This is a genomic window from Streptomyces sp. AK02-01A (assembly GCF_033795305.1).
In the GTDB taxonomy this organism is placed as follows: Bacteria; Actinomycetota; Actinomycetes; order Streptomycetales; family Streptomycetaceae; genus Streptomyces.
The window spans coordinates 17,485-36,025 of sequence record NZ_JARBAE010000036.1 but is presented as its reverse complement, the minus strand read 5'-3'; the positions used below and the strand labels follow the sequence as shown (position 1 = coordinate 36,025).

The window sequence follows — 18,541 nt, the reverse complement described above, 5'->3', positions numbered from 1 at the left end:
AACGGACCCGCACCGCCGTCCAGTTCAGCTCAGCACCGGAATCGCCCCCAACGATACGGAGAGCCCCATGAACCACGCAGAGCCCCAGCCGTCCGCGCTGCCCGCCCGGCGTACGGTCGTGCTCGCCGGCGCCGCCACGGCGGCCGCCGTCCTCGGCACCTCCCTCGCCGGGAACGCGGCGGCGGCCACCGCGCCCGCCGCGGCAGCCGAAGCGGCGGCGGCCGGACAGCCGTACGCCTCGTACTGGTATCCGGACTCCCTTCCCGCCGGCGCTCCCGGCGCGGGCATCACCTGGCGCGGACTGAAGACCTGGCGCGCCGAGGACGACCCGGACCTCGCCTTCAACCAGGCGTCCATACCGCTCGCTCCGCGCTTCACACCGGTGGCCGTGAACACCACGGCCCGCGCCGGACAGGCCCGTGTCGCCTCGCTCGTCTCCTTCGGCCCCACCGCGCAGAACCCGTCCCAGGGCTCCGCCACCGCCGACTACTACGCCCTCGCACACTGGCAGTACATCGACGAACTGGTCTTCTGGGGCGGCTCCTCCGGCGAAGGACTGATCCTCGCGCCCAACGCGCCGATCGTGGACGCCGCCCACCGCAACGGCGTACCGGTGCTCGGCAATGTCTTCCTGCCGCCCGCCGCGTACGGCGGCCAGCTCCAGTGGACCCGTGACCTGGTCCAGCGCGACGCCGCCGGCGGCTATCCGCTCGCCGACAAGCTGGTCGAGGTGGCCGTGGCCCACGGCTTCGACGGCTGGTTCATCAACGCCGAGACCGACGGCGGAGACGCGGCGCTCGCCGCCGACATGCTCGGCTTCCTGCGCCGGCTGCGCTCGCTGAGCCAGGCCCACGGGCTCAAGGTGACCTGGTACGACGCGATGACGACCGACGGCAGGATCTCCTGGCAGGGCGCCCTCAACTCGCGCAACCAGACCTTCTTCCAGGACACCGGCGGCACGGTCAGCGACTCCATGTTCCTGGACTTCCGCTGGAGCGCGGCGAGCCTCGCCTCCTCCGGCACGCTGGCGGGCACGCTCGGCCGGGACCGCTACGAGCTGTGGGCGGGCGTGGACGTCGAGGCGAGCGGCTGGAACAAGTCCGTCAACTGGAACGCCATCGTCCCCACCGGCGGTCCGCATGTCGTCTCCTTCGGCTTCTACCGGCCCGAGTGGACCCGCAACCAGCTCCCGGCCGGCCGCACTCCCGGACAGTTCCACGCGGCCGACGACCGCTTCTGGACAGGCCAGTCCCTCGACCCGTCCAAGCCGGACACGGCGGGCACCTGGCGCGCGCCGGCCGTCTCCGTCGCCGACCGGTCGGCCGTGGCCTCCCTGCCTTTCGGCACGACCTTCAACACCGGCCACGGACTGCGCTGGTACGACAACGGCGCCGTCACCTCCGACACCGGCTGGAACCACCTCGGCGTCCAGGACCGGCTGCCGAACCGCCGCTGGGTCGTGCGCACCACCGGTGTGAGACCGGCCGTCACCTTCGACTTCGCCGACGCCTGGCGCGGCGGCAGCAGTCTGCTGGTGGACGGCGCGCTCAGCGCTCCCACGACCGTCGATCTGTACAGCACCCGGCTGCCGCTGACCGCCGACACCGTCGTCGACCTCACCTACCGCGCCGACGCGGGACCGGTCACCGTCGACCTCGCGGTGGCCACCGCCGAGCCCGCGACGCCGGGCGCGGCGCTCCCGTACAGCTATCTGCCGGCCGGTACCCTCCGGCCCGGTACCGGCTGGGCCACCGCCACACTGCGGCTCTCGGCCCTGCTCGGCGGACGGCCCACGGGCACGGTCCACGCTCTGGGCATCCGGCTCACGGCGGCCTCGGGCGCCACCTCCGTACGGTTCCGGCTCGGCGCGCTGTCGGTCCACAACGCCACCGCCGCGCCCGCCGCGCCAAGCGCGCTGCGGATCACCGGCACGGCGCCCGACGGCACCGGCACCGCGTTCCGCTTCGCCTGGGACCGGGCCTCCGGCCAGGTCCGCCACTACGAGCTGCACCGCGTCCTGCCCGACGGGTCGCGCCGCTTCCTCGGCGCGACCTGCGGCGCGGCCTTTTATGTTTCGTCCCTGCGGCCGGAGCAGGGCGAGGACACCGCCCGTTTCGAAGTGCGTAGTGTCGGAGAGGTCTACTCCGTCTCCGGCGCCACCGGCACCGGCCGTCCCTGGTAACCCGCACCCTTAAGCAGCTCAGGAGCCTCCCCTCATGCACGACGACCGCAGCCTGGTCGAAGCCCGCCTCAAGCGCGTCCTCGACGAGCGCATCCGGCCAGCCGTCTATCCCGAATCGATACCGCTGGACGTGGCGGTCTGGAACGCGCCCGGCGAGCCCGTGCCGGTGGCGGAGGGCCTCGCCGGTCCCGCCGAGCCGGTCGCGGTCGGTGACCGGTGGGGTGCCCCCTGGGGCACGAGCTGGTTCCGCGTCTCGGGAACCGTCCCCGAGAAGTGGGCGGGCCGGACCGTCGAGGCGATCCTCGACCTCGGCTTCGACGAGAACATGCCGGGATTCCAGTGCGAGGGTCTGGTCTACCGGCCGGACGGCTCGCCGGTGAAGGGTCTCAACCCGCGCAACCAGTGGGTGCGCGTCGCGGCGCCGGCCGCCGGCGGCGAAGAGGTGCTGCTGCATGTCGAGGCGGCTTCCAACCCGGTCATCCTCGACTACCACCCCTTCCTGCCGACCCGGCTCGGTGACAAGGAGACCGCGGGCAGTGAGCCGCAGTACAGGCTGGCCCGGATGGATCTCGCGGTCTTCGACGAGACCGTGTGGCAGCTCGTGCTGGATCTGGAGGTGCTCGGCGAGCTGATGGCGGAGCTGCCCGTCGACGGTGCGCGCCGCTGGGAGATCCTGCGCGCGATCAGCCGCGCGCTGGACGCGGTGGACCTCCAGGATGTGAACGGCTCCGCGGCGGCGGCGCGGGCACAGCTCGCCGAGGTGCTGGCGACGCCCGCTCCGTCGACCGCTCACCGGATCAGCGCGGTCGGTCACGCCCATATCGACTCCGCCTGGCTGTGGCCGCTGCGCGAGACGGTCCGCAAGGTCGCCCGTACGACGGCCAATATGACCGCGCTGCTGGAGGACGAGCCCGAATTCGTCTTCGCGATGTCGCAGGCGCAGCAGTTCGCCTGGATCAAGGAGCACCGGCCCGAGGTCTACGCCAAGGTGAAGAAGGCCGTGGCGGAGGGACGGTTCGTACCGGCCGGCGGTATGTGGGTCGAGTCCGACACCAATATGCCGGGCTCCGAGGCGATGGCCCGGCAGTTCGTCCACGGCAAGCGCTTCTTCCTCGACGAGTTCGGCATCGAGAACGACGAGGCGTGGCTGCCGGACACCTTCGGCTTCGCCGCGGGGCTGCCACAGATCATCAAGGCCGCCGGATCCAAGTGGCTGCTCACCCAGAAGATCTCGTGGAGCAAGATCAATAAGTTCCCGCACCACACCTTCCGCTGGGAGGGCATCGACGGCACCCGGATCTTCACCCACTTCCCGCCCGTCGACTCCTACAACTGCTCCATGACCGGCGAGCAGATCGCTCACGCGGCGCGGAACTTCAAGGAGAAGGGGGTCGCCAGGCACTCACTCGCGCCGACCGGCTGGGGCGACGGCGGTGGCGGCACCACCCGGGAGATGATCGCCAAGGCGGCCCGGATGCGCAGCCTGGAAGGGTCCGCCACGGTCGCGTGGGAGACCCCTGGTGACTTCTTCGCCAAGGCCGAGGCGGAGTATCCGAATCCGCCGGTCTGGGTCGGCGAGCTCTATCTGGAGCTGCACCGCGCCACCCTCACCAGCCAGGCGAAGACCAAGCAGGGCAACCGGCGCAGTGAACATCTGCTGCGGGAGGCCGAGTTGTGGGCCGCCACCGCGGCCGTTCGGACCGGCTCGGCGTATCCGTACGAGCAGCTCGACCGGATCTGGAAGACGGTGCTGCTGCACCAGTTCCACGACATCCTGCCCGGCTCGTCGATCGCCTGGGTGCACCGCGAGGCCGAGAAGACCTACGCGGCCCTCGCCGAGGAGCTGAACGGCGTCATCGACGCGGCCCAGCGCGCCCTCGCCGGTGACGCGACCGGCGGTACGGCGCTGCTCTTCAACTCCGCGCCGCACACGCGCGGCGGCGTCGCGGCGGGCGCGGCGGGGCCGGAGGCCGGCGCCGGTACCGCCCGGCTCCAGCCGCGCGACGGCGGCGGCTATGTGCTCAGCAACGATCTGCTGAAGGTCGAGATCGACGCGCGCGGTCTGGTGGTCTCGGCGTACGACCTCGGCGCCGAGCGGGAGACCGTCGCGCCGGGCGAGGCGGCCAACCTGCTCCAGATCCATCCCGACTTCCCGAACCAGTGGGACGCGTGGGACGTGGACGAGTTCTACCGGAACACCGTCACGGATCTGACGGACCTCGACGAACTCGTCCCGGTCGAGGACGGACACACCGCCGGCGTACGTGTCGTCCGCAGCTTCGGCTCGTCGAAGGTCATCCAGTCGCTGACCCTCACGCCGGGAGTCAAGCGGCTCGACATCGACACCGAGGTCGACTGGCACGAGACCGAGAAGTTCCTCAAGGCCGCGTTCCCGCTGGACGTGCACGCCGAGCGGTACGCCTCCGAGACGCAGTTCGGCCATGTGTACCGGGCCACGCACACCAACACGAGCTGGGAGGCGGCCAAGTTCGAGGCGTGCAACCACCGCTTCGTCCATCTGGAGGAGCCGGGCTGGGGCGTCGCGCTCGTCAATGACTCGACCTACGGCCACGATGTGACCCGTACGGTCCGCGAGTCGGACGCCGGTACGACCACGACCGTCCGGGTCTCGCTGCTGCGCGCTCCGCGCTTTCCCGACCCGGAGACCGACCAGGGCGTGCACCGCTTCCGGCACGCGCTGGCGCCGGGCGCGACGATCGGTGACGCGGTGCGGGAGGGCTATCGCGTCAATCTGCCGGAGCGCCGGCTCACCGGGTCCGGTGCGGTCGCTCCCTTGGTGACCGTCGACAACGACGCCGTCGTGGTCAGCGCGCTGAAGCTGGCCGACGACGAGAGCGGCGACCTCGTCGTACGCCTCTACGAGTCGGCCGGCGGACGCGCCCGCGTCCGGATCGGGACGGACTTCGACGCCACCGCGGTCGCCGCGACCGATCTCCTGGAGCGTCCACTGACGGACACCGAACAGCCGGAACTGGCCGACGGAGCCGTGCGTCTGTCGCTGCGTCCGTTCGAGCTGGTCACGCTGCGCCTGACCCGCCGCTGATCCGCCGCGGTCTCCGGCAGGCGGCACCGGGCGGGCGCCTCTCAGAGCGCCCGCCCGGTGCCGGCCCGCGTGCGCGAGCGTGCGTGCCGCCGACCGGGTGTCGTTCAGCGGGCCGGATCGGCGGCGCTCCGGTCCGCCGGGGCCGAGCCCAGCGCCTGGACGGCGACCAGGCGCAGAAACTCCTGCTCGTTCCCGGCCAGGGCGGCCGCCATCAGGGCCTCGTCCGCCTCGGCGAGCGGGGCCGCCAACAGCGGTGCGGCCGGCGACGGCCGACGCGGGTCGTCCAGCACGGCCCGCGCGGCGGCCAGGAGTCGCAGGTACGCCCGCGCGGCGGCGCGCTCACTGGGCATGGTGGTGGTCATATCGGCTTCCTCCCCGTGAATCAGTCGGACTCCAAGTCTGATTCACGGGTCTGACAATCCGCCGTACCGCACCGCCCGGGCGCCTGTCTCCCGCACCGTGTGCGGCGGCTCAGTCCTCGACGAGCATTCCCGCGCGGAGCCGTGTGATGATCCGGTTCAGCAGCCTGGACACATGCATCTGCGAGACGCCCAGCTCCGCGCCGATCTGGGACTGAGTCATCTCCCGGCCGAAGCGCATCTCCACGATGCCGCGCTCGCGCTCGTCGAGCTGCTCCAGCAGCGGGGCCAGCGCGTGCAGATTCTCGATCTTCTCCATGCCGGGGTCCGTGTCGCCCAGCACATCGGCGAAGGTGCGTCCGGAGGTGTTGGGCTCTCCGTCCTCACCGGCGGGCATGTCCAGTGAACCGGCCGTGTAGCCGTTGGTCGCGACCAGGCCCTCGATGACCTCTTCCTCGCTGATTCCGAGCAGCTCGGCGAGTTCCTTGACGGTCGGGTCCCGGTCCAGGCTCGTGGCGAGATGCTCCTTCGCCTTGGCCAGCTCGACCCGGAGCTCCTGGAGCCGGCGCGGGACATGGACGGCCCAGCTCGTGTCGCGGAAGAAGCGCTTGATCTCGCCGACGATGTAAGGGACGGCGAAGGAGGTGAACTCGACCTCGCGGGACAGATCGAACCGGTCGATCGCCTTGATCAGCCCGATCATCCCGACCTGGAGGATGTCCTCCATCTCGCCGCTGCCGCGATTACGGAAGCGGCCGGCCGCGAACTTCACCAGCGACTGATTCATCTCGATCAGCGTGTTGCGCGCGTACTGGTATTCACGCGTGCCCTCTTCGAGGACCTGGAGCTGATCGAAGAACAGCTTCGACAGCGCCCGCGCGTCCTTCGGGGCGACCTTGCCCGGGTCGTCGATCCGGGGCAGTTCGGCGGGAGCGTCCGTCCCGGGTGCCCGGACGACACCCTCCGTCCGCTCCACCTCGGCAGCTCGCACAGTTCTGGTCGTCATCACTCACCCTCCAACGCGGCGGACGTTCAGGTTGCGCTTCTGCCCCCGGCCGGCCCACTCATGCCACGGTCCGGAAAGAAGGCTTCCGGGAGTTTCACCACCGCCGGGCCGGCGCACTCGGGGAACGCGCTTTCTATCAGGCGTTGACGCAGACGATCGACTGGACTTACATGGCACCGTCGGCCACCACGGAGGTACAGGGCAGTGCAAGAAAGGGCTTTCTCAGAGCGGTGGCCGGTACCGACCGGCCGCACCGCCGGACGCGGGCGACACGATCCGCGGTGAGTACGAGACGTACGGGAGAGCCTGCACCGATGACGCCCACCTCCGCCACCACCGACCCTGTCCCGCCAGGAAACCCTGCCGCCGGCCGCGCCCACTGGGAGCGGACCGCCGACCAACTGCTGTCGGCCCTGCGCCCGTACGCCTCTCCCGGTCACGCTCTCGTCCGGCTGCCGGGACCGGCCAGCCACAACGGCGCCTGGAGCGACGGCCTGGAAGGCTTCGCACGCTCCTTCCTGCTGGCCGCGTTCCGGCTGCGCGGCGCCGACGGCGCGGACCCGGGCGGACTCGCCGAGTGGTACGCGGCGGGACTGGCCGCCGGCGTCGACCCGGCGAGCCCGGAACGCTGGCCCTCCTTCAAGGAGAGCAACCAGGCCAAGGTGGAAGCGGCTTCCGTCGCGCTCGCCCTGCACGAGACCCGGCCCTGGATCTGGGACCGGCTGTCCCGGCGCGTACAGCGTCAGGCACTGGACTGGCTGGGCGCCATGGTCGGCACCGACATGCCGCAGAACAACTGGATCTGGTTCCAGGCCGTCACCGAGGCATTCGCGCGCGGCGCCGGCGGCGACTGGCGCCAGGAGGACCTGGACCGCACCATCGCGCTCACCGACGAGTGGTACGCGGGCGACGGCTGGTACTCCGACGGGCTCACCGGCGGCCGGCACCGGAACTTCGACCACTACAACGGCTGGGCCATGCACCTCTATCCGCTCTGGTACTGCCGGATGCTGGGCGACGCGGCGCCGCCGGGCCTGCTCGACCGCTACCGCGCCCGGCTGCGCCGCTTCCTGGCGGACCAGCGGCTGCTCGTCGGCGCCAACGGCTCTCCGCTGATCCAGGGCCGCTCGCTCACCTACCGGTTCGCCGCGCTCGCACCGGTATGGACCGGCGCGCTGTTCGACGCCACTCCGCTCGCTCCCGGCGAGACCCGGGCGCTCGCCTCCAGGATGCTCGGCCACTTCACTTCCCATGGCGCGGTCGACGGCGACGGGCTGCTCACACTCGGCTGGCACCGGCCCTTCCGGCCGCTCCTCCAGGGCTACTCGGGCCCGGCCTCGCCGTACTGGGCGAGCAAGGGCTTCATCGGACTGCTCCTTCCGCCGGACCACGCCGTGTGGACCGAGCGGGAGAGCCCGCTCGCCGTCGAGCGGAGCGACTTCAGCCGTACGCTGCGGGCTCCCGGCTGGCTGGTCTCCGGGACGGCGTCGGACGGAGTCGTGCGGGTCGTCAACCACGGCGCCGACCACACCGATCCCGCGCGCCCGCACTCGGACGACCCCGCCTACGCCCGGCTGGCGTACTCCACCCACACCGCGCCGGAGACGCCGGCGGATCCGGCCGGCGGGCCGGTCGACTCCACCGTCACGCTGGTGGACACCGAAGGACGCGCCGCCCACCGCCGTCCGCTGGAACGGATCGCGGTCGACGGCGCGACCGGCGTCTCCCGCAGCCGCGCCCACTGGCCCGCCGACGAACGCTGGGACCCGTTCGGCGGCCCCGACACGGAGTACCGCCTCGGACCCTGGATCACCGTCGCCTCCGTACTGCGCGGCCCGGTCGAGATCCGGCTCGTCCGGGTCGACCCCGTCCGGAGCGACGACCGTCCCGGGCCGTGGCGGCTGCGGCTCGGCGGCTGGTCGCTTCCGGTCGGCGCCCGTGACAGCGGCGGGCACACCTCCTGGGACGAGCGCGCGAGCGCCGGCGTCACCGGCGCCGGCGGACTGTGGTCCACCGTTGTCGCGCTGCGCGGCTTCTCCACCGCGGAGACCCACCGCGCCACCGACAGCAACGCCCTGGGCGCCGTGTCCGCGACACCCGTGCTGTGGACGGAAGGACCCGTGCCGTACGGTGCGCCGCTCGCCGCGGCCGTCCATCTCGGCGGCGACCGCCTCAGGCCGGACCAACTCCCGCGCCTGACCGTCCGCTTCGAAGGATCCGACGAGGAGCCGGCGCCCGGCGCCGCTGTGGAGGCCGAGGTGGCCTGGCCGGACGGCAGCACGGACACCGTACGACTTCCCGCGCCGCCTCCGGCCGGAGACCGGTGGCAGGACTCGTACCGCGCGTGACGACCGCCGGATCGTCGACGACCGGACCGGCACGTCGCGGCCCTTCCAGACGCCTGACCGCTGTCCGGACGGACCTCAGGGCATGAGCGAGGTCAGATACTTGACCGTCGCCGGATCCGCCGGGAGGAATGTCTCGACGGCCAGTTCGGCGACGGTCACATCCATCGGCGTGTTGAAGGTGGAGATGGACGAGACGAAGGACAGCACATGGCCGTCGTGCTCGATCCGCATCGGAAGCGCGAACCTCGGCGCGGCGGCGTCACCGTCCACGGATGTCTCCGCCGTCCGCTCCGGCCGGGCCCGCTCCGCCGGCGGATAGGCCGCGACCTCGTCGTACAGCTCGCGCAGCGCCGGTGAGCGGGAGAGCGCGAGCTGACGCTCCATCTGGTCCAGCAGATGGCCGCGCCACTCCCGCAGATTGTGGATGCGCGGGGCCAGGCCCTCCGGATGGAGCGTGATCCGCATGGCGTTCAAGGGCGGCGCGAGCAGCTTTCCTGGCAGACCGTCCAGCAGCATGGCGATGCCGCGGTTGGCCGCCACCACGGTGTACGTGCCGTCGACGACCAGCGCCGGATACGGCTCGTATCCCCGCAGAAGCCGGGTCAGTCCCTCGCGCAGCGCGTCCAGGGCCGGGTCGTCCAGCGCGGTCTCGCTGAACCGGGGAGCGTAACCGGCCGCCAGCAGCAGCGAGTTGCGCTCGCGGACCGGGACATCGAGACGCTCGGCGAGCCGCAGCACCATCTCCTCGCTCGGGCGCGAGCGTCCCGTCTCGATGAAGCTGATGTGCCGGGCGGACGAATCGGCCCGGAGCGCCAGCTCCAACTGGCTGATCCGGCGCCGTCTGCGCCAGTCGCGCAACAAGGGACCGACCGCCGTGGTCGGAGCGAGAGCTGCCATACGAAGACCGTAATACAACGCCCGCGGACCGGTATGACCGGCGGCAGCGGCACGGCGGCACCGGCGGCGCGTCAGCACGACGTATCGTCGGCCGCACAGGTGCCGTCCCGGAAGGAGCCCAGACCATGGCCACCGAGCCGCTGTCGCAGAGCGAGACCGAGGACCGGCTGCGGAGCCTTCCCGGCTGGTCCCTGAAGGACGGTCGCATCGGCCGTACCTACCGTCTCGGGACCCACTTCGCGGCGACCGCCATGGTCGTCCATGTCGCCCAGATCCAGGAGGAGCTGAACCACCACTCCGATCTGACCCTCGGCTACAACACGGTGTCGCTCGCCGTCCACACGCATGACGCCGGACACGCCGTCACGGAACGGGACTTCACGCTCGCGCGGCGCGTCGAGGAGATTGCCGCGGCACACGGCGCGAACTGACCGGTGGCGCGACAGACGGTCCCGCCGCTGCATTTACGCTGGTGACCATGGACGTACTCGCCGGACTCCTCGACGGACCGCGGGCCCGGGGGGCTTTTCTGCTGCGCATGGTGATGGAGCCGCCGTGGTCCGTGCGCATCGAGGACCGCGCCCCGCTCTGTCTGATGTGTGTCACTCGCGGCGAGGCATGGATCGTGCCCGACGGCGGGGAAGCGGTGCGGCTGCGTCCGGGAGATGTCGCGATCGCCCGTGGCCCCGAGCCGTACATCACCGCCGACAGTCCCACCACCAGCCCGCGCGCTCTGATCGGTCCCGGTGGTGTCTGCCACACTCTGGAAGGCGAGCCGCTCGCCCAGTCCATGCGGCTGGGCGTACGGACCTGGGGGAACGCTCCGGACGGCGGTACGACCGTGCTCATCGGTACGTACCAGATGGACGGCGAGGTCAGCAGACGCCTGCTGGACGCCCTGCCCACCCTGCTCCAGTTGCCGGCCGACGCGTGGAACGGGCCGCTGATGCCGGTCCTCGACGACGAGATCTCCCGGGACGAGCCCGGTCAGAGCGTCGTCCTCGACCGGGTCCTCGATCTGATGCTGATCGCCGTCCTCAGAGCGTGGTTCTCGCGTCCGGACGCCGAAGCGCCCGGCTGGTACCGGGCCATGGCGGATCCGGCGGTCGGCAGCGCTCTGCGGCTGTTGCAGAACGAACCGGCCCGTCCCTGGACGGTCGCCTCGCTCGCCGCCGCCTGCGGAATCTCACGGGCCGGGCTCGCCCGCCGCTTCACCGAGCTCGTCGGCGAGCCGCCGATGGCGTATCTCACCGGCTGGCGGCTCGCGACAGCCGCCGATCTGCTGCGCGGGACGGACGCGACGGTCGAGTCGGTGGCCAGGAAGGTCGGCTACAGCGGTTCGTTCGCGCTCAGCGCGGCCTTCAAGCGGGTCCGTGGCGTCAGCCCGCAGGAGTACCGGGCGCGCGGCGCTCAGCCGGCCGCGGTGCCGGAGCCGCGGCGCAGCTCGCCACCGGCGTGAGCACGCCATGCCGACGGGCAGCCATGCTTCCGGCCCGTGCGGCCGGTGCGCCGCTCAGGGCCGGGACCGGCGCGAAAGCGGTGGCGCCGCCGGCCTGTCCGGCCTGCGGCGCCACGGTCACTCACGGGACGACCGGGGTCAGCGGTTGACCTTCGCCGGGTCCGATCCGAGGCGCTTGCCCTCGTCGAGCGCGGCGAACGCCGCCAGGTCGTCCGCGTCCAGCTCGAAGCCGAACACATCGATGTTCTCGCGGATCCGCGCGGGCGTCACGGACTTGGGGATGACCACGTTCCCGATCTGGAGGTGCCAGCGCAGGACGACCTGGGCCGGGGTCTTCTCGTGCTTGCGCGCGATGGCCACCACCGTCGGGACATCGAGCAGACCCTTGCCCTGGCCCAGCGGCGACCATGCCTCGGTGGCGATACCGCGCTCGGCGTGGAAGGCACGGGCCTCGGCCTGCTGGAGCTGCGGGTGCAGCTCGATCTGGTTGACCGCCGGCACCACCGAGGTCTCGCCGGTCAGCCGTTCCAGATACTCCGGATGGAAGTTGGAGACGCCGATGGCCCTGGCGCGGCCGTCCGCGTAGATCTTCTCGAACGCCTTGTACGTGTCGGTGTAGCTGCCGACCTCCGGCATCGGCCAGTGGATGAGATAGAGGTCGACGTAGTCCAGGCCGAGCTTCTTCAGCGAGGTGTCGAAGGCCCGCAGTGTAGCGTCGTAGCCCTGGTCGCTGTTCCACAGCTTCGTGGTGACGAAGAGTTCCTCACGGGGTGTCCCGGAGGCGGCGATGGCCTTGCCCGTGCCCTCTTCGTTGCCGTAGATGGCGGCGGTGTCGATGCTGCGGTAGCCGGCCTCCAGCGCGGTGCCCACGGCTCGCGCCGCCTCGTCGTCCGGCACCTGCCAGACACCGAAGCCGAGCTGGGGCATCTCGATGCCGTTGTTGAGAGTGAGGGTGGGGACCTTGCTCACGAGCGGTCGATCCTAACGTCGTCGGTTGCCTGTCCGTAGTACAACGACCACGAGGGCGGGTGGATTCCCGCCATCGTGTCCCGTCGGACGGGCGGTGGCGTCTCAACGGTAGAGCGCGTCGACCTCGACGGCGTACGCGGACTCGATCGCCTTGCGTTTGAGCTTCAGTGACGGCGTCAGCAGCCCGTGCTCCTCGCTGAACGGACGCGCCAGAATCCGGAACGTACGGATGGACTCGGCCTGCGACACGGCCGTGTTGGCGGCCACCACCGCGCGCCTGACCTCCATCTCCAGATCCGGGTCCCGCACCAACTCGGAGGCTTTCAGCGGCGGTTTGCCCTGCACGGACAGCCAGTGATCGACGGCCTCCTCGTCCACCGTGACCAGCGCCGCGATGTACGGCCGGTCGTTGCCGACCACGATGCACTGCGCCACCAGCGGATGCGCCCGCACCCGCTCCTCCAGGGCGCCGGGCGAGACGCTCTTGCCGCCGGAGGTCACCAGGATCTCCTTCTTCCGTCCGGTGATGGTCAGATAGCCGTCCTCGTCGAGCGATCCCAGATCGCCGGTGGCCAGCCAGCCGTCGTGGAGGACGGCGTCCGTGGACTTCGTGTCGTTGAGATATCCGGAGAACACCAGGCCACCGTGCAGCCAGATCTCACCATCCGCACCGATATGGACCGTTGTGCCCGGGATCGGCAGTCCCACCGTGCCATAGCGGGTGCGCTCCGGCGGGTTGACCGTGGCCGCCGCGCACGACTCGGTGAGCCCGTATCCCTCGAAGATCGTGACACCGGCGCCCTCGAAGAAGAGACCGAGCCGCCGGTCCATCGCCGAGCCGCCGGAGAAGGCGTGCCGCACCCGGCCGCCCATCGCCTCGCGCACCTTGCTGTAGACGGCCTTCTCGAAGAACTGGTGCTGCATCCGCAGCGCGGCGGACGGTCCGGGGCCGAGCCCGAACGCGCGGTGCTCCGCCGCCTCCGCGTAACGCACCGCCACCTCCACGGCCTTGTCGAAGGGCCCGGTCCTGCCGTCGCGTTCCGCCTTGCGCCGCGCCGCGTTGTAGACCTTCTCGAAGATGTACGGCACGGCGAGGATGAACGACGGCCGGAACGCGGCCAGATCGGGCAGCAGGGCGCTCGCGCGCAGCTCCGGCTGATGGCCCAGCTTCACCCGGCCGCGGATCGCCGCGATCTCGACCATCCGCCCGAAGACATGGGCGAGCGGCAGGAAGAGCAGCGTCGATGCCTCGTCGCCGCGCCGCGAGTGGAAGACCGGTTCCCAGCGGTTGATGACCGTGTCGGTCTCGTACATGAAGTGCGCGTGTGTGAGCACACAGCCCTTGGGGCGGCCGGTCGTGCCCGAGGTGTAGATGACCGTGGCCACCGAGTCGGGTGTGACCGCCTTGCGGTGTTGGTGCACCGTCTCCTCGTCGATGTCCGCGCCCGCCTCCAGCAGCTCCTCGACGGCCCCGGCGTCGAGCTGCCACAGCCGCTTGAGCCGCGGCAGCCGGTCGATCACCGAGCCGACGGTCATCGCGTGGTCCTCGTGCTCGACCACGCACGCCGAGACCTCGGCGTCGTGCAGCATCCAGTAGACCTGCTCAGCGGACGAGGTGGGATAGACGGGTACGGACTCGGCGCCCAGGGACCAGAGCGCGAAGTCGAAGAGCGTCCACTCGTAGCGCGTACGGGACATGATCGCGATCCGGTCGCCGAACCGGATGCCGTGCGCCAGCAGTCCCTTGGCCAGGCCGAGCACCTCGTCACGGAATCGCGCGGAGGTCACGTCCCGCCATTCGCCCAGCTCGTCCTTGCGGCCGAGCGCGACACGGTGCGGATCGTCGAGGGCGTGATCGAACACGACATCCGCGAGCCCACCGACGTGGGGCGCGGACTCCAGGGGCGGGACGGTGAACTCGCGCAATGACTTGCTCCTTGTGGTGCTCCGCACAGCGCCGGTGACGGTACCCCACCGCGCGGCCCGGCGGGAGGGCCTGAGCGCAACCGGTGCTGAGCCGTATTTCCACAGGTCAGAGCGGGAAACAGGGCCGGACCAGCGAAGGACGGGACACTCTTCTGACCGAAGAGTAAGTATGCGGCGAGGGAATCTCCACCGAATCCGTACGCCGTGGTCACGCGGGCACCGCCACCGGGAGGTTTTTTTGGTCTGGACCTGCCGCTCTCCTCGGAACGGCGAGAAGAACAGACGGTGGCCCGTGCGGCCGTACGTCCCTTCAGCCTCCGGCGGCCGGACGGTGCAGCCGGTCGCCGCCCGCCAGGATCGCCGCGGCCAGCGCGTCCGCCGTCTCCTGGGCCGCCTGTCCGCGACCCGGCCCGTGCAGCAGAACGAACTCCACCTCGCCGAGGTCGGGCAGTCCCGCCCGCGCCGAGACCGGGCTGAGGCCGGGCGGGATCAGGCCCCGGGTGTGGGCCATCACGCCGAGGCCCGCGCGCGCCGCCGCGATCAGTCCGCTCAGGCTGGCGCTCGTGCAGGCGATGCGCCAGGGCCGTCCGTGTGCCTCCAGCACATCCAGCGCGCGGGCGCGGGTGATGCCGGGCGGCGGGAAGACGATCAGCGGGACGGGCCGGTCGGGGTCGAGACGCAGCTTCGGCGCTCCGATCCAGACGAGGGTGGACTGCCAGACCAGCTCGCCATGGGTGTCGCCGGTACGGCGCTTGGCCAGCACCAGATCGAGCCGGCCGGACGCGAGCTGCTCGTGCAGAACGCCGGAGAGCTCGACGGTCAGCTCCAGATCGACCTCGGGATGGTCGCGCCGGAACGCCTCAAGGATCTCCGGAAGCCGGGTCAGGACGAAGTCCTCGGACGCGCCGAAACGGAGCCGGCCGCGCAGCCGGGTGCCGGTGAAGAAAGCCGCCGCGCGGTCGTGGGCCGCCAGGATGGTGCGGGCGAAACCGAGCATGGCCTCGCCGTCCTCGGTCAGCTCCACGCCATGGGTGTCGCGGGTGAAGAGAAGGCGGCCGGTCGCGTCCTCCAGCCGCCGTACATGCTGGCTCACCGTGGACTGGCGCAGCCCGAGCCGACGGGCCGCCTGAGTGAAACTCAGGGTCTGGGAGACGGCCAGGAAGGTGCGTAGCTGTCCGGGGTCGTACACACCGGCAGGTTACGGCGTTATCGGGGTACGTGATAACAGTCAGCGTGGTGTACGGGATTCCCGATCAAGGTGTTCCGGTGGACGATGGGGAGGCACGTCCTGTACCGAGAACCAGTAGTGGAGCACATGAACCGCCGCCGCACGCCGCGTCCGCCGTCCTGGCTGCCCGTCGACCCGTACCTCCTGGCGCTGATAGGGACCGTGGTGATCGCGGCGCTGCTGCCGGCTTCCGGCGCGGCCGCCGAGGTGGCCGGCGGAGCCTCGACCGGCGCGGTGGCGCTGCTGTTCTTCCTCTACGGAGTGCGGCTCTCCACGCGTGAGGCGCTCGACGGGCTGAAGCACTGGCGGCTTCATACGGCCGTCCTCGGCTGTACGTTCGTGGTCTTCCCGCTGCTGGGTCTCGCCGCCAGGGGACTTGTGCCGTTCGTCCTGACACCGCAGCTCTACAGCGGGCTGCTCTTCCTCTGTCTGGTGCCGTCGACGATCCAGTCGTCGATCGCGTTCACGTCGATGGCGCGCGGCAATGTGCCCGCCGCGATCTGCGCGGGATCGTTCTCCAGCCTCGCGGGCATCGTGATCACGCCGCTGCTCGCGGCGCTGCTGATCGGCGGCGGTCAGGCCGGTTTCTCCGGTGACTCGCTGCTCAAGATCGGGGCGCAGCTCCTGCTGCCTTTTGTCGCCGGTCAGTTGCTCCGCCGCTGGGTGAGCGGTTTTCTCAGCCGGCACAAGAGGCTGCTGAGTGTGGTCGACCGTGGTTCGATCCTGCTGGTCGTCTACACCGCGTTCAGCGAGGGCATGGTCGCGGGCGTCTGGCACCAGGTGACCCCGGCCCGGCTGGCGGCGCTGCTGGGCGTCGAGGCGGTGCTGCTCGCGGTGATGCTGACGCTGAGCTGGTACGGCGGCAAGCGCCTGGGCTTCGGCCGGGAGGACCGTATCGCGCTCCAGTTCGCCGGGTCGAAGAAGAGCCTGGCCGCGGGACTGCCCATGGCGAGCGTGCTGTTCGGCGCGCACGCGAGCCTGGCCGTGCTGCCGTTGATGCTCTTCCACCAGACGCAGCTCATGGTGTGCGCGGTGATCGCGAAGCGCCGCTCGCGCGATCCGCTGCCGAAGGAGGCGGCAGGCGACGAGATGGCGCGGGCCCGGCCGGCGGCCCGTCCCGCCGCGCTGCGCTGAGCCGCGCGCGACACCGCGATCCTGGACCCGGCGGCCCGGCGGCCCGGCGGCCCGGCGGCCCGGCGGACGGTACGGACACCTGACCGGGCCGCCGGTGAACCGGCTCTCAGGAGTCCGCGCCCGACCGGCACAGAATCCCTGCCAGCTCGCGAGGCCGCGAGAACATCGGCCAGTGGCCGGTGTCCATCTCGACCAGCCGCCAGTGCTCGCTCTTCAGCAGCTCGATCACGTCGTCGTTCGGCTCGGGGCCGTCCAGCAGGCATTTGATGTAGGTCGCCGGAAGCTCACCGAGCGGACGCGGCAGTACGGCCGGCTCGGTCAGCGTGGCGCCCGGGTGCGGTGTGGAGCCGGCCACGATCCGTCCGATCTGCTCATCGGTCAGACCCTGGCCCTGGTAGTCGGCCGCGGTCAGCGGTGTCCAGAAGCCGCCACTCCCGGCGATGGACGCCTCCACCGCCGCCCGGCCGTCCGGCCAGCCGGAGACGAACGACTCGCCGTCGACCGGAACATTGGAGTCGACGAACACCACGCGGGACAGCCGGTCACCGATCCGCTCGGCGGCCTGACCGACCGGGATGCCCGAGTAGCTGTGCCCGACCAGGACGACATCACGCAGATCGAGGCGCTCGACCTCACCGACGATGTCCTGTACATGGGTCTGCTGGCCGGCCGGCACCTGCCGCTTGTCGGCGAGGCCGGACAGCGTCAGCGGATGAGCGCCGTGTCCGGCCGCACGCAGCTCGGGCACCACCTCGTCCCACGCCCACGACCCGAGCCACGCGCCCGCCACCAATACGAATTCAGTCATCGTGGAAACGTAGCGCGGCGGTCTGACAACGCACGGTCCGACGACGCACGGTCCGACGACGCACGGTCCGACGACGCACGGACGGACAAGGCACGGACGGACAAGGCACGGACGGACAACGCACGGTCGGACCGGGCGCCTGAGTCGTGGCCCTCGCGAGGGACCGGCCCGGGGGAGGCCGTAGCGGCCTCCCCCTCACCGGTGAGGGGTGGGTGTGGCTGCCCGGAGAAACCCGGCCGGCGCAGGGGGCGCTCCCCGCCGGCCGGGTCCCTTTTCCCGTGCAGCGGGGACGGTCACACCCCGGTGTGCAAGGCGATGCGCTCGTCGCCCGCATACACGTTCATGGAAGGGCCCCGGAGAAAGCCGATCAGCGTCAGACCGGTCTCCGCGGCGAGATCTACGGCGAGCGACGAAGGCGCCGAGACCGCCGCCAGCACCGGAATGCCCGCCATCACGGCCTTCTGCGCCAGCTCGAAGGAGGCCCGGCCGGAGACCAGCAGGATCGCCCGGGACAGCGGCAGCAGATCCTGCCGCAGCGCACGGCCCACCAGCTTGTCGACCGCGTTGTGCCGGCCGACGTCCTCCCGGATGTCCAGCATCTCGCCGTCCTCCGAGAACAGCGCGGCCGCGTGGAGGCCCCCGGTCCGGTCGAAGACCTGCTGTGCCGCCCGCAGCCGGTCGGGGAGGCCGGCGAGCAGAGCGGGCTCCACCCGGACCGGGGGAGTGTCGTCGATCGTGAAGCGGGCGGTGGTCCGTACGGCGTCCAGGCTGGCCTTGCCGCACAGTCCGCACGACGAGGTCGTGTAGACGTTGCGCTCCAGCGTGATGTCCGGGACGGGCACGCCGGGCGCGAGCCGGACATCGACCACGTTGTAGGTGTTCGAGCCGTCGTCCTTCGCGCCGGCGCAGTACACGATGGACTGCACATCGGCGCCGTGCGCGAGCACTCCCTCGCTCACCAGGAAACCCGCGGCGAGCGCGAAGTCGTCACCCGGTGTGCGCATCGTGATGGCGAGCGGTTTGCCGTTCAGCCGGATTTCCAGTGGCTCCTCGGCCACCAGGGTGTCGGGACGGGTCGTAATGGCTCCGTCCCGGATACGGATGGTGCGGCGGCGCTCGGTGACCCGTCCCATGGTGATCAGTCCTACTCGTCTCGATCAG

The 18,541-nt window shown here is 71.0% G+C and carries 14 protein-coding genes; 6 read left to right on the top strand and 8 right to left on the bottom strand.

The genetic code is table 11. The features are described 5' to 3' along the window. Positions 1-67 precede the first annotated feature (67 nt). Both PV679_RS27130 and PV679_RS27125 read left to right on the top strand, forming a co-directional pair. Positions 68-2,182, top strand: coding sequence for an endo-beta-N-acetylglucosaminidase (locus PV679_RS27130; protein ID WP_319683034.1), 2,115 nt, complete (start codon positions 68-70; stop codon positions 2,180-2,182). 34 nt (positions 2,183-2,216) lie between these two features. Then, a complete protein-coding gene (locus PV679_RS27125) occupies positions 2,217-5,246 on the top strand; it encodes an alpha-mannosidase (RefSeq protein ID WP_319683033.1) in 3,030 nt (1,009 codons plus the stop codon). A 104-nt stretch (positions 5,247-5,350) separates the two neighbouring features. Here PV679_RS27125 and PV679_RS27120 read toward each other — a convergent pair whose 3' ends face one another. Next, complete coding sequence (locus PV679_RS27120) at positions 5,351-5,608, bottom strand: hypothetical protein (protein ID WP_319683032.1); 258 nt, start codon at positions 5,606-5,608, stop codon at positions 5,351-5,353. A gap of 109 nt (positions 5,609-5,717) precedes the next feature. Further along, positions 5,718-6,611: an RNA polymerase sigma factor SigF gene (locus PV679_RS27115; protein ID WP_319683031.1), complete on the bottom strand. Its 894-nt coding sequence runs from the start codon at positions 6,609-6,611 to the stop codon at positions 5,718-5,720. Between the two features lie 314 nt (positions 6,612-6,925). On the opposite strand from PV679_RS27115, the gene PV679_RS27110 reads away from it, so the two are divergent. Beyond that, positions 6,926-8,959: a DUF2264 domain-containing protein gene (locus tag PV679_RS27110; RefSeq protein WP_319683030.1), complete on the top strand. Its 2,034-nt coding sequence runs from the start codon at positions 6,926-6,928 to the stop codon at positions 8,957-8,959. Positions 8,960-9,034: 75 nt separating this feature from the next. Here the strand turns inward: PV679_RS27110 and PV679_RS27105 are convergent, their stop codons facing one another. Then, positions 9,035-9,856: a helix-turn-helix transcriptional regulator gene (locus tag PV679_RS27105; RefSeq protein WP_319683029.1), complete on the bottom strand. Its 822-nt coding sequence runs from the start codon at positions 9,854-9,856 to the stop codon at positions 9,035-9,037. Between the two features lie 125 nt (positions 9,857-9,981). On the opposite strand from PV679_RS27105, the gene PV679_RS27100 reads away from it, so the two are divergent. After that, positions 9,982-10,287 (top strand): 4a-hydroxytetrahydrobiopterin dehydratase, encoded by a 306-nt coding sequence (locus PV679_RS27100; protein ID WP_319683028.1) that lies wholly within the window; start codon positions 9,982-9,984, stop codon positions 10,285-10,287. Between the two features lie 47 nt (positions 10,288-10,334). Then, the gene (locus PV679_RS27095) at positions 10,335-11,315 is read left to right on the top strand and encodes an AraC family transcriptional regulator (protein ID WP_319683027.1); all 981 of its coding nucleotides are present in this window, start codon (positions 10,335-10,337) and stop codon (positions 11,313-11,315) included. 138 nt (positions 11,316-11,453) lie between these two features. Here the strand turns inward: PV679_RS27095 and PV679_RS27090 are convergent, their stop codons facing one another. The 3 genes from PV679_RS27090 to PV679_RS27080 form a co-directional block, all read right to left on the bottom strand. Further along, the gene (locus PV679_RS27090; RefSeq protein ID WP_319683026.1) at positions 11,454-12,284 is read right to left on the bottom strand and encodes an aldo/keto reductase; all 831 of its coding nucleotides are present in this window, start codon (positions 12,282-12,284) and stop codon (positions 11,454-11,456) included. Positions 12,285-12,386: 102 nt separating this feature from the next. Further along, positions 12,387-14,210, bottom strand: coding sequence for an AMP-dependent synthetase/ligase (locus tag PV679_RS27085; protein WP_416069808.1), 1,824 nt, complete (start codon positions 14,208-14,210; stop codon positions 12,387-12,389). A 310-nt stretch (positions 14,211-14,520) separates the two neighbouring features. Beyond that, positions 14,521-15,399 (bottom strand): LysR substrate-binding domain-containing protein, encoded by an 879-nt coding sequence (locus PV679_RS27080; protein ID WP_319683025.1) that lies wholly within the window; start codon positions 15,397-15,399, stop codon positions 14,521-14,523. A gap of 126 nt (positions 15,400-15,525) precedes the next feature. Here PV679_RS27080 and PV679_RS27075 point away from each other — a divergent pair, with 126 nt between their 5' ends. After that, complete coding sequence (locus PV679_RS27075; RefSeq protein ID WP_319683024.1) at positions 15,526-16,572, top strand: bile acid:sodium symporter family protein; 1,047 nt, start codon at positions 15,526-15,528, stop codon at positions 16,570-16,572. 106 nt (positions 16,573-16,678) lie between these two features. Here the strand turns inward: PV679_RS27075 and PV679_RS27070 are convergent, their stop codons facing one another. Then, positions 16,679-17,380 (bottom strand): alpha/beta fold hydrolase, encoded by a 702-nt coding sequence (locus tag PV679_RS27070; RefSeq protein WP_319683023.1) that lies wholly within the window; start codon positions 17,378-17,380, stop codon positions 16,679-16,681. A gap of 293 nt (positions 17,381-17,673) precedes the next feature. Then, on the bottom strand, positions 17,674-18,513 hold the full coding sequence (gene fdhD, locus PV679_RS27065) for a formate dehydrogenase accessory sulfurtransferase FdhD (RefSeq protein ID WP_319683022.1): 840 nt from the start codon (positions 18,511-18,513) through the stop codon (positions 17,674-17,676). Between the last annotated feature and the right edge of the window lie 28 nt (positions 18,514-18,541).

Excerpts from the sequence above, each read along its gene's own strand:
- PV679_RS27125 (WP_319683033.1), top strand. The coding sequence starts at position 2,217 with ATGCACGACGACCGCAGCCTGGTCGAAGCCCGCCTCAAGCGCGTCCTC.
- PV679_RS27105 (WP_319683029.1), bottom strand. The coding sequence starts at position 9,856 with ATGGCAGCTCTCGCTCCGACCACGGCGGTCGGTCCCTTGTTGCGCGAC.
- PV679_RS27100 (WP_319683028.1), top strand. The coding sequence starts at position 9,982 with ATGGCCACCGAGCCGCTGTCGCAGAGCGAGACCGAGGACCGGCTGCGG.
- PV679_RS27115 (WP_319683031.1), bottom strand. The coding sequence starts at position 6,611 with ATGACGACCAGAACTGTGCGAGCTGCCGAGGTGGAGCGGACGGAGGGT.
- fdhD (WP_319683022.1), bottom strand. The coding sequence starts at position 18,513 with ATGGGACGGGTCACCGAGCGCCGCCGCACCATCCGTATCCGGGACGGA.
- PV679_RS27095 (WP_319683027.1), top strand. The coding sequence starts at position 10,335 with ATGGACGTACTCGCCGGACTCCTCGACGGACCGCGGGCCCGGGGGGCT.
- PV679_RS27120 (WP_319683032.1), bottom strand. The coding sequence starts at position 5,608 with ATGACCACCACCATGCCCAGTGAGCGCGCCGCCGCGCGGGCGTACCTG.
- PV679_RS27075 (WP_319683024.1), top strand. The coding sequence starts at position 15,526 with ATGAACCGCCGCCGCACGCCGCGTCCGCCGTCCTGGCTGCCCGTCGAC.
- PV679_RS27110 (WP_319683030.1), top strand. The coding sequence starts at position 6,926 with ATGACGCCCACCTCCGCCACCACCGACCCTGTCCCGCCAGGAAACCCT.
- PV679_RS27070 (WP_319683023.1), bottom strand. The coding sequence starts at position 17,380 with ATGACTGAATTCGTATTGGTGGCGGGCGCGTGGCTCGGGTCGTGGGCG.
- PV679_RS27130 (WP_319683034.1), top strand. The coding sequence starts at position 68 with ATGAACCACGCAGAGCCCCAGCCGTCCGCGCTGCCCGCCCGGCGTACG.